Here is a 12,585-nt window from a genome sequence, read left to right as displayed (position 1 = left end):
TAAATTATAACAAATTACTACGGTTTGTAAATCGTTTCCTTTTTTGCAAAAGCTCCCCAAATTCTGTAAAATAAAAAAAGAGGGTGTATATCTATGCTATTTGGACAAGAAAAAACGATAAAAACAGGTTTTACATTGATTGAAATATTAGTAGTAATGTTGGTGATTGGCGTGTTGGCCAGTGTGGCTGTTCCGTGGTATCAGCATGCTGTGATGAAAAGCCGTTTCGGCACGGTAGCGGCCAGTGCCAAAGCTTTGTTGCAAGCGCAAGAGGTGTATTATTTATCTCGCGGAACGTATGCCACTCATCCGGAAGATTTGGACGTATCTATGCCGCAAGACTCTTCCCAAGTAGAAATCTCCTTGGGAGTAGAGCCCGATTATAAATTTGTGGTAGCCCACCATACCAAAAATCCGAATGTCCGTTATGTAATGTATCAACTGCACAGTGATAATTTTTCCAACAACATACATTGTGAGGCCAAGACCGGTGATGAGGAGGCAAATTGGCTATGTGCCGATGAATTGGACGGTTTAAAAATCGGCAATGGGAGCATTAGCGGACAAGGATACACCGCGTATATTTTGGAAGGGAAACCTTCGGACGGCTCTTTCAGTACGGTGCCCATTACCTATTACAATACCAGTAATTTAATCGTTACGCACGGCGGCCGTTGCGAGGCCAACACGCAAGGCGGTTGTTCCAATTCTTCCTTTACCGGTTCCACTTGTGTCGGCGGAAGTGCCCAAGGTTGCCAGCACAGTGAATTTACCGACTCTACTTGCCAAGGGCAAGGCAGAGGGAAGAATGCGTCGTCCACGGTATGCGGATACAGTACCTTTGATAATTCTACCTGCTATAACGAGAGCGGCGACGGCTTTGTGTGCGGAAGAAGTGATTATGTGTCCAATTCGGCCTGTTACAGTAATGCGACGGGCGGGTGCGGTCATGCCACTTATTCCAATAATTCGTATTGTTATGCGGAAAGTCCAACCTCTTGTGAAGCTAGCACGTTTGCTAATTCCACGTGTATAGCGGACGGTACCGGCGGATGCGAGGGGAGTTCTTTTACCGATTCTACCTGTTATGCCAAGAGTGCCGGCTCGTCTAACAAAAGAGCTTGCGGTAGCGGCAGTACCTACGATCATTCTACCTGTTATAACCAATCAAACGCGATGTACGGTTGCGGGTCGGCCAGTTATACAAACGGGTCTTCCTGTTACAGTAATACGACGGGAGGTTGTGGCGGAAAATCTACGTTCTCGGGCGGATCTTCTTGCTACGGGAACGGCAGCGGTGCGTGCGGTAGCAACACGTATTCGGACGGCTCTGTCTGTTACGCCAACGTGTCCGGTGCGTGCAACAGCAACACATATAAAGACACATCCTATTGCTCCGGCAAATTCTGCCCCAAAGGGTCTCCTCGTTCCGACGGTACGATCCGTACCGCAGAAGGCGAATAACACTCTTGTTTCTGTCAAGCCCCGGGTATATGCCCGGGGTTTTTTGTTTGTTTTCCCGCCCCCTTTAGTGCTTTTTATAGCAACCCTGCGGGCCGCCCCCTAGGCGGCACTCTTTTGCGAACTTTTCTGGTGCCAGAAAAGCGGAGGGGGGCTTGACATCGTTTTTTTTTTTGCTACATTTTATTTAATGGTAAAAGGAGGTTGTATGAAAAACAAACAAGCATTTACGCTTATTGAATTGTTGGTTGTAGTTTTAATCATTGGTATTTTGGCGGCGGTGGCGTTGCCGCAGTATCAAAAAGCGGTGTGGAAAAGCCGTAATGTGCAACTCAAAACATTAGTTTCTTCTTTGGCACAAGCCGAAAATGCGTACTATATGGCAAACGGACAATACGCAGATAGCTTTGACGAATTAAGCTTAGATGTTCCGTTGGTGGAACCTACCGGGGGATATAATTTCTGCTCCTTATCGGTTGCGCAAGCCCGGCAATCGGTCCGTCAAGGGAAAGATTTTGAAGTGGTGTTGAATATCCCCAATAGTGGCGGCGGCGTTTCAGGAGTGTGGACGGACGGACCGTATAAGTGCACGGGGTTCGTTTTTAAAATGTCCTCACAAAATATGATTTGTATAGAAGCAAATCATGGGTCTTATGTTTCGGACGGCCGCTTTTGTGAAAAACTGGAAAAAGGCACCAACCGCCGGTTGGGGTCCGGATGGTATTGGTACGATTTGCCGTAGCATCCCGTTTTGCTCCCCATAAATGCTATGATATGAGTATGACGAAAAAAATCATACTCATATCTTTTTTATGTTGTTTATTTACGGAGGGGGTTGCCATGGCACCTATGTTTAACAAAAACGGAGTTTTACACTTTGACTATAAAGCCGAGGAGCTTGCCCCTACCGAGTCCGCCGCCCGCAAACAGTTGGAAAAAGACCTCGCCGCGTTTATCGCTATCCCCGCCGAAAAACGCACCTTTGATAACACCATTTTGGGCTATTACCGTATCTTCAAAAAATACCACGAGGCACTGGGTGTGAGCGGCTTTTTGAGCTACGTTTCTACCGATAAAAATCTGCGCGACACCGTTACCGCACTTGAAATGCAAATCAGTAAATACATGGTGGATATTTCCGCCCGGCGCGATATCTACCGTGCGATCCGCCAATATACCGACACCCACCCGCAACTAGACCCCGTGCAAGCAAAACTTGTTAAAGAAATGCTGATCGGTTTTAAATACAAAGGGATGGATCTTAACGACGAAGATTTGGAAAAATACAAAGCCATTAACAAAGAAGAATCGCAATACGCCATTGAGTTTGACCAAAACATCCGCGAATATAAAGACCCGCTGTATGTAACCGCGGAACAACTTAAAGGGTTGGGCGAAGATTACATCCAAAAACTCCAAAAAACGGATGACGGCAAATATATCGTTACGTTAGATTACCCCGACGTTATCCCGTTTATGAAAAGCGCGGAAGATGAAAACGCCCGCAAAGAGCTTAACTATAAATACAACCGCCGCGGCGGCGAGAAAAATGTGGAACTGCTAGAAAAATCGCTCACGTTGCGCCGCAACGCCGCGCACCTACTTGGCTACAAAACGTATGCCGACGTGCAACTGGAAAACCGCATGGCCAAAACCCCCAAAAACGTAATGACGTTTCTGAAAGATTTGCAGAAGAAATTAACGCCGCTTGGCAAAGCGGAAACCAAACAAATGGTGGCCTATAAAAACGAAAAAACCGGCAAAAAATCACGCGAAATTTTCCCGTGGGAAAGTGCGTACTGGGGCTATCAATACAGCAAAGAATATCTTAACTTAGACAGCGAAAAAATCAAAGAATATTTCCCCTCGCAAGTTGTGGTGGACGGTATGTTAGATTTGTTCGGTAATTTGTTTGGCATTACGTTTGAGCCGGTCAATATCCCCGTCTGGCACGAGGATGTAAAAGCGTTTGCCATTAAAGACGCGCAAGACAAACATTTAATTGCTTATTTTTATATGGATCTTTACCCGCGTGAGGGTAAATATAAACACGCCGCGTGTTTTGATTTGGTGGGCGGCGAAGAAAAACAAGACGGCACGTATCAAACGCCGTTCGTGGCGATTGTAGCCAATATGAATAAGCCGTCTAAAGATACGCCGTCTTTGTTAAAACACAGCGAAGTGGAAACCTTGTTCCACGAGTTCGGCCACGTCTTGCACAACGCACTCACGCGCGCCAAGTATGCCCCGCAAGCGGGCACGAGTGTCAGCTGGGATTTTGTGGAAGCCCCCAGCCAACTGTTAGAGCGTTGGGCTTGGAACCCGACGGTACTTAAAAAAATCAGCAAACATTATAAAACGGGCGAGCCGTTGCCGGACGATATTATTAAACGGATGATTGATGCCAAAAATTTCGGCACGGCGGGTGCGTACTTGCGCCAAAACTTTTTCGCGCAATACGATATGACGCTGCACACATTAAATAAAACCCCCGATACCACCAAACTCTATTACGACATGACGGATAAAATCTGCCATATTCACTTGCAAAAAAATACGATCCCGCAAGCATCGTTTGGGCACATTATGGGCGGGTATGATGCCGGGTATTACGGCTATTTATGGTCGGAAGTGATTGCGGAAGATTTCTTCAGCGAGTTTGAAAAAAACGGTATTTTTGATACCAAAACCGGCTTAAAATACCGCCGCGAAATTTTGGAAAAAGGCGGTACTATTGAAGAAGAAGATATGGTCAAAAACTTTTTAGGCCGCCCGGTAAGTAACGAGCCGTTCTTAAAATCTATCGGACTTAACTAGGAGCAACTATGAGCGTAGTGATCGGAATTGATGTGGGCGGATCTACCACTAAAATCGTCGGATATACAAACAGCGGTAAATTGATTTCCATGTTAAAAGTGGAAGCGGCCGATCCGCAAACATCGGCCTATGGCGCGCTGGGCAAGTTTATCAATGAAAATAACCTTTCGCTAAAAGACGTTACCCAAATTATTTTAACCGGGGTAGGCGCGTCGCTCTTTAAGAAAAAAATTTACGGGATACCCACGTCCAAAGTAGATGAATTTGAAGCCATTGGTCTGGGCGGCTTGGAATTATCCGGCAAGAAAGAAGGACTTATTGTCAGCATGGGTACAGGGACAGCGTTTGTGCGCGCCGGAAAGGACGGCATCGTGCATATCGGCGGGTCCGGTGTCGGCGGCGGAACGGTGGCGGGGCTGTGCGGAAAAATCTGCGGTGCTACGTCGTTTCGCACGGTAGTTGAGCTGGCGCAAACGGGTGTGTTGGAAAATGTAGATTTAAACATTAAAGACATCAGCGCGGCCGAAATTCCCACTTTGCCGCCGGACACAACAGCATCTAACTTTGGCAAAATGGAAGACGACGCTACGCCGGCAGATATCACGCTGGGTATTTTGAATATGACGTTCCAAACAATCGGCATGTTAGCTGTTTTTGCTTGCCGCAACGACCGCATTAAAGACGTTATTTTAACAGGCACACTCACGCAAGTTCCGTTTGCTAAAAAAGTGTTCCAAGCGTTACACAAAATGCACGGTGTGCAATTTATAATTCCTAAAAATGCAATTTACGCTACCGCCACGGGGGCGGCGTTGTCGTACTTAAAAAAACATGGCAGAAAATAATACGTCTTATAAAAAGTCCAGTTTCGGCCCGGCGTTTTTCTTTTTAAATAAACGCCGCCGGGCGGCGCTGGCCGCGTATTACGAGTTTTGCCGCTTAATGGACGATATCGCGGACGAGCCCAATGTACAGGATCCGCACCAACAATTAGATTTTTGGCAAGAAGAAACAGAACGTATTTTTGACGGCAACGCCCAAACCGAACTGGGCAAACAGCTCGCTCCTATCGTCAAAGAATTTGCTATCGCTAAAGACCGCTTTTTACTTTTAATAGAGGGCATGCGCGCCGATTTGCAAGCCAAACCCTACGATACCTTGGGCGCGCTTGATTGGTATTTATACCGCGTGGCGGTCGTCGTGGGGCTAGCCACGCTAGATATTTTAGATGTGCGCGGACCGCGAGCACAAACGCTCGCGGATAACTTGGGCCGTGCCGTGCAACTCACTAATATTATCCGCGATGTGCCTGCCGATGCACAATTGGGCCGGGTGTATTTGCCGGGTGATTTGCTTGCTAAGCACGGGCTGTCGCGTGAAGAAGTATTAAGCGCAAAACCGTCTGAAAAATTAGCCAAAGCACTTGGCGAATTGGCTGTCTTGGCACGTGATTATTATGGCAAAGCCGAAGAAAATATGGCCCGGTTGCCGCGCTTACAAATGATTCCTTGCTATATGATGGCGTGCGTGTATGCTAAAAATCTTGCTAAAATAAGAGAAAGCGGTTTTAAGTTTGAGCGTCCCGTTAAACTTACCAAACCCGAGAAATTGTTAGGAGTTTTCCATGCGTGTTGCAAAACATTTTTTCATTAGTATAGCCGTACTGCTTAGTGCGGGTTTTATGGCTGCGTCGGCGGCTAATAATACAACCGGGCTGTCCAAAAAGGCGGCTGCGTGTTTGGATGAAGGCAAAAAACAATTTGCCGCACAACAGTATCAGGTTGCCAAAGAAACATTTACCCGTTGCGTGCGTTTAGCTCCCAAAAATGCAGATACCCAACTTTCTTTGGCGGGGGCACTCTTGACGCTGGAAGATTTAGACGGTGCCGAAAAAGCGTTTCAAACAGCACTTGGTTTGATGACGCACACATCTCCGTATTTATCTTATGCTTATTCTATGTTAGGCGATATTGCCCTCAAGCGGCAGAAAAACGAAGACGCTTTTGCGTGGTATACTAAGTCGCTGGAATCTAATGCGGCCAATGTCAATTCGTTGGTCGGCAAAGGAGTAATCGTAGAGTATCAGGGCGACAAAAAACAAGCAGCGGAGTTTTACCGCTCGGCGTTAGCCGTAGAGCCGCTTAATTTAATTGCGCGCAACCGCTTGGTAAATTTAGAGCCGGACTATATGAGCGATGCCGAAATGCTCGCCGCGCTCAAACAACGCTACGCTATTAAGCCCGACGTAAGCGAACTGACGGACGATATGCGCCGGACGTTTGCCGCTATTCACAAGGCCGAACAACGCCGCGGCGTTGATTATTTGAAAAATAAATATCCCACCGTCCCTACCGATTACGTAGTAACACTTAATAAAGGTACGGCTTTTGAGCGTGAAATTTTGACGCTTTCGGGCTATAACGCGTTGCGGCAATATGTCGGGCAAGATGCGGTGGGCGTTTTCCAACGGGCCGGCGTGCCGGTGCAAGATGTATTTAAATTGCGTGACTTGCAAGGCCATAAAATTTTTAACGAAGATAATACACTTACCGATAACGGTTATCACGCTTATACCGAAGCGTTGCAGAACAAAAAATCGTTCTTGTTGCCCAACGAGTCCGTGCCGCCCACGCAAGAATTGCTGACGCAAATGGCCAAGTTGGAAAGTGAACTTAAAAACGCGGGATATATAGAAATTTCCCGCCGGGAGCTCAATTTCTTAGCCAAACAAACTAAATGCGATACGGAAACGCTGCGCAAAGAACTCGGTGTCTATTTTATGCCGGTCAGCAAGACCCAAAACCGCTACTTTATTTTGGCAAAAGAAACACCGTCAGAGCCCAAAAAGAGCGTTCCTTATTATTATCTTATGAAAGAAAAAGCCAAGTACGATAAAACCGTCAAAGTGCCGCGTAACTCGCTCGCGCAATCGTATGAATATTACGGATATACGATTTGTTTAGACGACGGAAAATTATTAAATTAGAAATTGTATTTTTACACAGGCAGGACCACTACCGCAGGAGGGGATGGCGTTACCTACATTTCTTGGACATACCAATAAACCTCTTGCCAAAATTTCTTGCTCTATGCTATAATATATAAAAGACCTCCGCAAAGGGGGTCGTTTTTATCGGTAGTAAGGCGGGGAAATTACTTCCCATGCCCGTGTTTTTTTGATATAATAAATTGTTGTTTTCTGCGGGCGTGGTTCAATGGTAGAACACTAGCCTTCCAAGCTTGTGACGTGGGTTCGATTCCCATCGCCCGCTTTGAACATTTCTGCTGGGGTAGCTCAGTCGGTAGAGCATCTCCATGGTAAGGAGAAGGTCGTGGGTTCGATTCCCGCTCCCAGCTTAGCAGATTTGAAGTATGCAGTACCAGTAGTAACATGCTGGGGTAGCTCAGTCGGTAGAGCATCTCCATGGTAAGGAGAAGGTCGTGGGTTCGATTCCCACTCCCAGCTTATTTTAAAAAGCAGTACAAATTAAAATTAGGAGAACTAAACAAATGGCAAAGGAAAAATTTTCCCGCAGCAAACCGCACGTAAACGTCGGTACGATTGGTCACGTGGACCACGGTAAGACCACTCTTACCACTGCTATTACGAAAGTATTAGCCAAAGAAGGTAAAGCCAAAGCTATGGCTTACACGGATATCGCCAAAGGCGGTGTAGTCCGTGACGCTTCTAAAATTGTAACCGTAGCCGTTTCTCACGTAGAATACGAAACTGACAAACGCCACTACGCGCACATTGACTGCCCCGGCCACGCTGACTACATTAAAAACATGATCACCGGTGCCGCGCAAATGGACGGTGCTATCTTGGTAGTATCCGCCGAAGACGGTCCGATGCCGCAAACCCGCGAACACGTATTGTTGGCTAAACAGGTGAACGTACCGAAACTCGTCGTATTCTTGAACAAAGCTGATTTAGTTGACGATAAAGACATGTTGGATCTCGTGGAAGAAGACGTCCGCGAATTATTAGGCAAATACGATTTTGACCGCGACAACACGCCGATTATCCGCGGTTCTGCCTTGAAAGCCATTGAAGGCGACCAAGGCGAACTCGGTGAACCCAGCATTCACCGCTTGATGGACGCGTTAGATTCCTGGATCCCCGAACCCAAACGCGAAACCGATAAACCGTTCTTGATGGCCGTAGAAGACGTTTTCTCTATCACCGGCCGCGGTACGGTAGCCACCGGTCGTATTGAACGCGGTAAGGTGCACGTAGGTGATCCGCTTGAAATCATTGGTTTCCGCGACACCCTGAACACCGTTGCCACCGGTATTGAAATGTTCCGCAAACTCTTGGACGAAGGTATCGCCGGCGATAACGTAGGTATTTTGCTGCGCGGTATTGAAAAGAACCAAGTAGAACGCGGTCAAGTATTGGCTGCGCCGAAAACGGTCAACCCGCACAAACATTTCATCGGTCAAGTTTACATCTTGAAAAAAGAAGAAGGCGGCCGCCATACCCCGTTAACTCCGGGTTATAAACCGCAATTCTACCTCCGCACCACTGACGTAACCGGCGAACTTTCTTTCAAACAAGAAATGATCATGCCCGGCGACAATGCGGAAATTGAAGTTAAACTTATTACCCCGGTAGCCATGGAAGAAGGCTTGCGCTTCGCTATCCGCGAAGGCGGCCACACCGTAGGCGCTGGTGTAGTAACCAAAATTATTGAGTAGTAACATATTGTTTAGTTCTCTTCGTGGGGGCGCCTGCCGCGCCCCCACAAAGAACTAACCCTTTATCTGGGCCTGTGCCCTATTAACTAAGGATAAACAAGATGGCAAGTGAAAGAATTACAATCGCGCTGGTTTGCACACAATGCAAAAACAGAAACTACTATCAAGTGCGCGGTAAAAAGAAAGAATATAAATTGGAAGTGAACAAGTTCTGCAAAAAATGCGGAAAAAGCACTGTCCACAAAGAAGGAAAAGCTTCGTAAAATTTTAGTGGGAGCGTCGGTTAACTGGTAAACCACCGGTCTCCAAAACCGGGACTGAAGGTTCGAGTCCTTCCGCTCCTGCATCTTACGTAAGGATACATTTTTATGACAAAAGCAATCGATTTTGTGAAGCAATCCATTGGCGAGCTCAAAAAGTCTACGTGGCTTTCCCGGCGCGAAGTATTTTGGTCCACAGTGCTCGTGGGTATTGTCGTTGTGCTCGTGGCTATTTACGTGGGTGTAATTGACTGGGGCCTGACGGGTCTGCTTGGCAAAGTGGTTGGGGGGCACTAATGGCTGAAGAAAGAGCTTGGTACGTCGTGCATACCCAAACCGGGTACGAAGATAAAGTTTGCGAAAGAATTAAACTCAACACGGAAATCCGCGGTTTTTCGGACCGTGTTTTCAACGCGTTAGTTCCTACTGAAGAAGTAGTGGAAGTCAAACAAAACAAAAAGATCTTGCGCAAACGCAAATTTTTCCCGGGTTATGTGCTGGTAGAAATGAATATGACCAGCGAAACTTATTGGTTTATCAAATCAATCACGGGTGCAACCGGATTTTTGGGTGATCCCACCCCGGTTCCGTTGCCGGAAGAAGAAATTGCCGGTATCTTGGAACTGACCGATAATCCGTCCGGTAAACCCAAACGCTTGGTGGAATTTGAACGCGGCGAAAGTGTACGCATTACCGAAGGTCCGTTCAAACACTTTATCGGCGTGGTAGAAGAAGTCAACGAACAGAAAAACAAACTCAAAGTAATGGTTACCGTGTTTGACCGCGCTACCCCCGTGGAAGTGGACTTCCTGCAAGTGGAAAAGAACTAGATTTTACCGCAGTATTGCAGTAAAAATGGAGTAACAATAAAATGGCAAAAGAGAAAAAAATAAAAGGTTATATCAAATTGCAGATTCCTGCCGGTGCAGCCAACCCGGCCCCGCCTGTGGGTCCGGCTTTGGGTCAACACGGCGTGAACATCATGGAGTTCTGCAAACAATTCAACGCCAAGACGGCTAAAATGGAAAAAGGTATTAAGATCCCGGTCATCATCACTGTTTTTGAAGACCGCTCTTTCACCTTTATTACCAAGATGCCGCCTATGGCCACGCTGATTATCAAAGAGCTCAAACTCGCTAAAGGGTCCGGAGCTCCGCACAAAGATAAAGTCGGCAAGATCACCCAAGCCCAATGTGAAAAAATCGCGGCTCAAAAATTGCCCGATTTGAACACGAAGGACGTAAAAGCCGCCGCGGAAATGGTAAAAGGTACCTGCCGCAGCATGGGTGTAGACGTAGTAAAATAAATTTTAATCAGGGAGGGCGCGAGCCCGTTTGAACCTAAGGAGTATTTAGATGGGAAAAAGAATGCAAGCCGCTGTAAAAGCGTACGATAAAAGCAAAACCTATACGTTTGAACAAGCTGCCGAAATCGTAAAAAATAACGCGAAAGCGAAATTTGACGAAACGGTAGAATTGCACGTGAAATTAGGCATTGATACCAAAAAGGCCGACCAACAAGTCCGCACGACGGTAGCTTTGCCGCACGGTACAGGTAAAACCAAACGCATCGCTGTCATCGCCAAAGGCGAACACGCCCAAGAGGCGCAAAAAGCCGGGGCCGACCGCGTAGGTGCCGAAGACATTGTAGAAGAAGTCATTAAAGGTAAAATTGACTTTGATGTCCTCGTCGCTACGCCCGACACGATGAAAGACCTCGCTAAAGCCGCCAAAATTTTGGGGCCGCGCGGTTTAATGCCGAACCCGAAAAGCGGTACGGTTACGTTTGATTTGGCCAACACGATCAAAGCTTTAAAAGCCGGTCGTATTGAGTTCAAAGCCGATACGTATGGTATCGTACACGCCATTATCGGTAAAGCGTCTTTTGACGCTGCCAAATTGGCGGAAAATGCAAAAGCGGTTATGGACACGATCATCCGTGTAAAACCGAGCACCTCTAAGGGTATCTATGTAAAGAGCATCTCTATGAGCTCTACGATGGGCCCCGGGGTGTTTGTAAGCAACAAATAAACATCTCTTTTGCACACGAAAAAGCCCTGCGTTACGCAGGGCTTTTTTATGAACAACTGTTGCAAACTTGCGTTTTCGCAACGTTCGTAAAAGTGAACCAACTTTTACGGACGTTTGCTATTTGGGCCAACAATTTTCCAAAACCTGCCAATTTGCGCGTCCCTTGCCCTTGACGTAACTATCATTACGCCTATGCGGGCAACTAGCCCGCGCAACTTGGAGCGGTTTTGAAAAATCAAGGCAATCATCTACAATGATAGTCTTGGGGTGGCGGGCCGTTTCGTGCTCAACTCGCAGCATTATTTGGTCCATTTCGTTGTTGCGTTCTCCTTGCGTACCTGCGGTGCTTTTTTATAACACAGGTATCCACTTATAAAGTATAAGATCGGTGAAAACTATCGGTTGATTTTAATGTGCCTTTCATAATCTCACGGCAATAAGCCCCTTCGGATAAAGAAAAAGCATAGGAGCCGCTTAATAATTCGGAGCAACCGATAGGTTCATTGGTGTGTTGGTTTGTCGTTTGCCGGTGTAATACAAGATGAAATCCTCCCCCTTTATATTTACCGGAGATTCGGAAGATGTATATAATTACCCATCCGGAGGTGCTTGAGTCCAGTTGTAAAGACCAATCATTATTTGATTTAACTTCAGAGAAACCGGAATGTGCTTTTATGTTTCCGGTCCAAGGAATATCTACGGACAAATCATCAAAAGATGTAAATTCTGAACCGTTTGCTAAATAATATTCTTCAGCCGCTTGGGAAATACTTTTAAGTAGCGTCAATGCTTGCGTGGCTTTTGATTTTTCCACTGCTTTTTGGTATTGCGGCACCGCTACCGCCGCCAAAATGCCGATGATAAGTACAACCACTAATAATTCAATTAACGTAAAGCCGTTATGATATAAAGAGCTGTCATCCCGGAAGGTTTTTATCCGGGATCTTCGTCTTTCTTTATTGAAATAGGTCGTTATTCCTTGTTTAATAACGGTGACAGATTGATCCGGCGGAAGATCCCGTGCAGAGGCCTCACGGGATGACAAATTATTATTTATGTTTTTCATAATGTTTGCTCCTTGTTGTTTTTGCGTCCCTTTATTATCGTTTTTTTTTTTGATTTGTCAAGTGCTCGCCGCACGGGCATAAGGCCTCAAACCTCTGTAAGCTGATGATGTTATCTTTCGTAAGAGGGGAACTTCGTGTTATTCTGTAATGTTTTTGTTGTTTATCCGCCCCTTTAGCACCGTTTACAAAAAGCGCCAAATCGGAAAAGGAAATTTACATGTTTGAGCGGGTAGCGAGTTTGTAAATTTT

General features: G+C 46.4%; 13 protein-coding genes and 4 tRNA genes. 16 read left to right on the top strand and 1 reads right to left on the bottom strand.

The annotated features are described in order from the left end of the window. Positions 1–93: 93 nt before the first annotated feature. The 16 genes from ACQY2W_RS04855 (at position 94) to rplA (ending at position 11,269) form a co-directional block, all read left to right on the top strand. Positions 94–1,464 carry a prepilin-type N-terminal cleavage/methylation domain-containing protein gene (locus ACQY2W_RS04855; protein WP_428049938.1) on the top strand — a complete coding sequence of 457 codons (1,371 nt, stop codon included), beginning with the start codon at positions 94–96 and terminating at the stop codon, positions 1,462–1,464. Between the two features lie 205 nt (positions 1,465–1,669). Then, the gene (locus ACQY2W_RS04850) at positions 1,670–2,203 is read left to right on the top strand and encodes a type IV pilin protein (RefSeq protein ID WP_428049936.1); all 534 of its coding nucleotides are present in this window, start codon (positions 1,670–1,672) and stop codon (positions 2,201–2,203) included. Positions 2,204–2,241: 38 nt separating this feature from the next. After that, positions 2,242–4,278: a M3 family metallopeptidase gene (locus ACQY2W_RS04845; RefSeq protein ID WP_428049934.1), complete on the top strand. Its 2,037-nt coding sequence runs from the start codon at positions 2,242–2,244 to the stop codon at positions 4,276–4,278. Positions 4,279–4,286: 8 nt separating this feature from the next. After that, complete coding sequence (locus tag ACQY2W_RS04840; RefSeq protein WP_428049932.1) at positions 4,287–5,123, top strand: pantothenate kinase; 837 nt, start codon at positions 4,287–4,289, stop codon at positions 5,121–5,123. Continuing rightward, positions 5,110–5,931, top strand: a complete 822-nt coding sequence (locus tag ACQY2W_RS04835) for a phytoene/squalene synthase family protein (protein ID WP_428049930.1) — start codon at positions 5,110–5,112, stop codon at positions 5,929–5,931. Before ACQY2W_RS04840 ends, ACQY2W_RS04835 begins: the two co-directional genes overlap by 14 nt. Continuing rightward, positions 5,903–7,264 (top strand): tetratricopeptide repeat protein, encoded by a 1,362-nt coding sequence (locus ACQY2W_RS04830; RefSeq protein ID WP_428049928.1) that lies wholly within the window; start codon positions 5,903–5,905, stop codon positions 7,262–7,264. The genes ACQY2W_RS04835 and ACQY2W_RS04830 overlap by 29 nt, the downstream gene beginning before the upstream one ends. Before the next feature lie 215 nt (positions 7,265–7,479). After that, positions 7,480–7,550, top strand: a tRNA-Gly gene (locus ACQY2W_RS04825). A 12-nt stretch (positions 7,551–7,562) separates the two neighbouring features. After that, positions 7,563–7,635, top strand: a tRNA-Thr gene (locus ACQY2W_RS04820). 36 nt (positions 7,636–7,671) lie between these two features. After that, positions 7,672–7,744, top strand: a tRNA-Thr gene (locus ACQY2W_RS04815). 44 nt (positions 7,745–7,788) lie between these two features. Further along, the gene (tuf, locus tag ACQY2W_RS04810; protein ID WP_428049926.1) at positions 7,789–8,979 is read left to right on the top strand and encodes an elongation factor Tu; all 1,191 of its coding nucleotides are present in this window, start codon (positions 7,789–7,791) and stop codon (positions 8,977–8,979) included. Between the two features lie 101 nt (positions 8,980–9,080). Then, positions 9,081–9,242: a 50S ribosomal protein L33 gene (rpmG, locus tag ACQY2W_RS04805; RefSeq protein ID WP_428049924.1), complete on the top strand. Its 162-nt coding sequence runs from the start codon at positions 9,081–9,083 to the stop codon at positions 9,240–9,242. Positions 9,243–9,251: 9 nt separating this feature from the next. After that, positions 9,252–9,323: transfer RNA gene (locus ACQY2W_RS04800), tRNA-Trp, on the top strand. 24 nt (positions 9,324–9,347) lie between these two features. Beyond that, positions 9,348–9,536 carry a preprotein translocase subunit SecE gene (gene secE / locus ACQY2W_RS04795; RefSeq protein ID WP_428049922.1) on the top strand — a complete coding sequence of 63 codons (189 nt, stop codon included), beginning with the start codon at positions 9,348–9,350 and terminating at the stop codon, positions 9,534–9,536. Beyond that, on the top strand, positions 9,536–10,069 hold the full coding sequence (gene nusG, locus ACQY2W_RS04790) for a transcription termination/antitermination protein NusG (protein WP_428049920.1): 534 nt from the start codon (positions 9,536–9,538) through the stop codon (positions 10,067–10,069). The genes secE and nusG overlap by 1 nt, the downstream gene beginning before the upstream one ends. A 41-nt stretch (positions 10,070–10,110) precedes the next feature. Further along, a complete protein-coding gene (gene rplK / locus ACQY2W_RS04785; RefSeq protein ID WP_428049918.1) occupies positions 10,111–10,545 on the top strand; it encodes a 50S ribosomal protein L11 in 435 nt (144 codons plus the stop codon). 49 nt (positions 10,546–10,594) lie between these two features. After that, positions 10,595–11,269: a 50S ribosomal protein L1 gene (rplA, locus tag ACQY2W_RS04780; protein ID WP_428049916.1), complete on the top strand. Its 675-nt coding sequence runs from the start codon at positions 10,595–10,597 to the stop codon at positions 11,267–11,269. Positions 11,270–11,639: 370 nt separating this feature from the next. Here rplA and ACQY2W_RS04775 read toward each other — a convergent pair whose 3' ends face one another. After that, positions 11,640–12,335, bottom strand: a complete 696-nt coding sequence (locus ACQY2W_RS04775; RefSeq protein WP_428049914.1) for a type IV pilin protein — start codon at positions 12,333–12,335, stop codon at positions 11,640–11,642. Positions 12,336–12,585: the final 250 nt, after the last annotated feature.

The sequence above is a fragment of the Candidatus Avelusimicrobium caledoniensis genome, from assembly GCF_902756455.1.
GTDB lineage: Bacteria > Elusimicrobiota > Elusimicrobia > Elusimicrobiales > Elusimicrobiaceae > Avelusimicrobium > Avelusimicrobium caledoniense.
Note: the sequence above shows the minus strand (reverse complement) of the source record. Positions and strands in the feature narration are given on the sequence as shown.

What these genes read in the sequence shown, in the direction of transcription:
- ACQY2W_RS04840 (WP_428049932.1), top strand. Translation starts at nt 4,287, where the DNA reads ATGAGCGTAGTGATCGGAATTGATGTGGGCGGATCTACCACTAAAATC.
- rplA (WP_428049916.1), top strand. Translation starts at nt 10,595, where the DNA reads ATGGGAAAAAGAATGCAAGCCGCTGTAAAAGCGTACGATAAAAGCAAA.
- ACQY2W_RS04855 (WP_428049938.1), top strand. Translation starts at nt 94, where the DNA reads ATGCTATTTGGACAAGAAAAAACGATAAAAACAGGTTTTACATTGATT.
- nusG (WP_428049920.1), top strand. Translation starts at nt 9,536, where the DNA reads ATGGCTGAAGAAAGAGCTTGGTACGTCGTGCATACCCAAACCGGGTAC.
- ACQY2W_RS04775 (WP_428049914.1), bottom strand. Translation starts at nt 12,335, where the DNA reads ATGAAAAACATAAATAATAATTTGTCATCCCGTGAGGCCTCTGCACGG.
- secE (WP_428049922.1), top strand. Translation starts at nt 9,348, where the DNA reads ATGACAAAAGCAATCGATTTTGTGAAGCAATCCATTGGCGAGCTCAAA.
- rpmG (WP_428049924.1), top strand. Translation starts at nt 9,081, where the DNA reads ATGGCAAGTGAAAGAATTACAATCGCGCTGGTTTGCACACAATGCAAA.
- ACQY2W_RS04845 (WP_428049934.1), top strand. Translation starts at nt 2,242, where the DNA reads ATGACGAAAAAAATCATACTCATATCTTTTTTATGTTGTTTATTTACG.
- rplK (WP_428049918.1), top strand. Translation starts at nt 10,111, where the DNA reads ATGGCAAAAGAGAAAAAAATAAAAGGTTATATCAAATTGCAGATTCCT.
- ACQY2W_RS04830 (WP_428049928.1), top strand. Translation starts at nt 5,903, where the DNA reads ATGCGTGTTGCAAAACATTTTTTCATTAGTATAGCCGTACTGCTTAGT.
- ACQY2W_RS04835 (WP_428049930.1), top strand. Translation starts at nt 5,110, where the DNA reads ATGGCAGAAAATAATACGTCTTATAAAAAGTCCAGTTTCGGCCCGGCG.
- ACQY2W_RS04850 (WP_428049936.1), top strand. Translation starts at nt 1,670, where the DNA reads ATGAAAAACAAACAAGCATTTACGCTTATTGAATTGTTGGTTGTAGTT.
- tuf (WP_428049926.1), top strand. Translation starts at nt 7,789, where the DNA reads ATGGCAAAGGAAAAATTTTCCCGCAGCAAACCGCACGTAAACGTCGGT.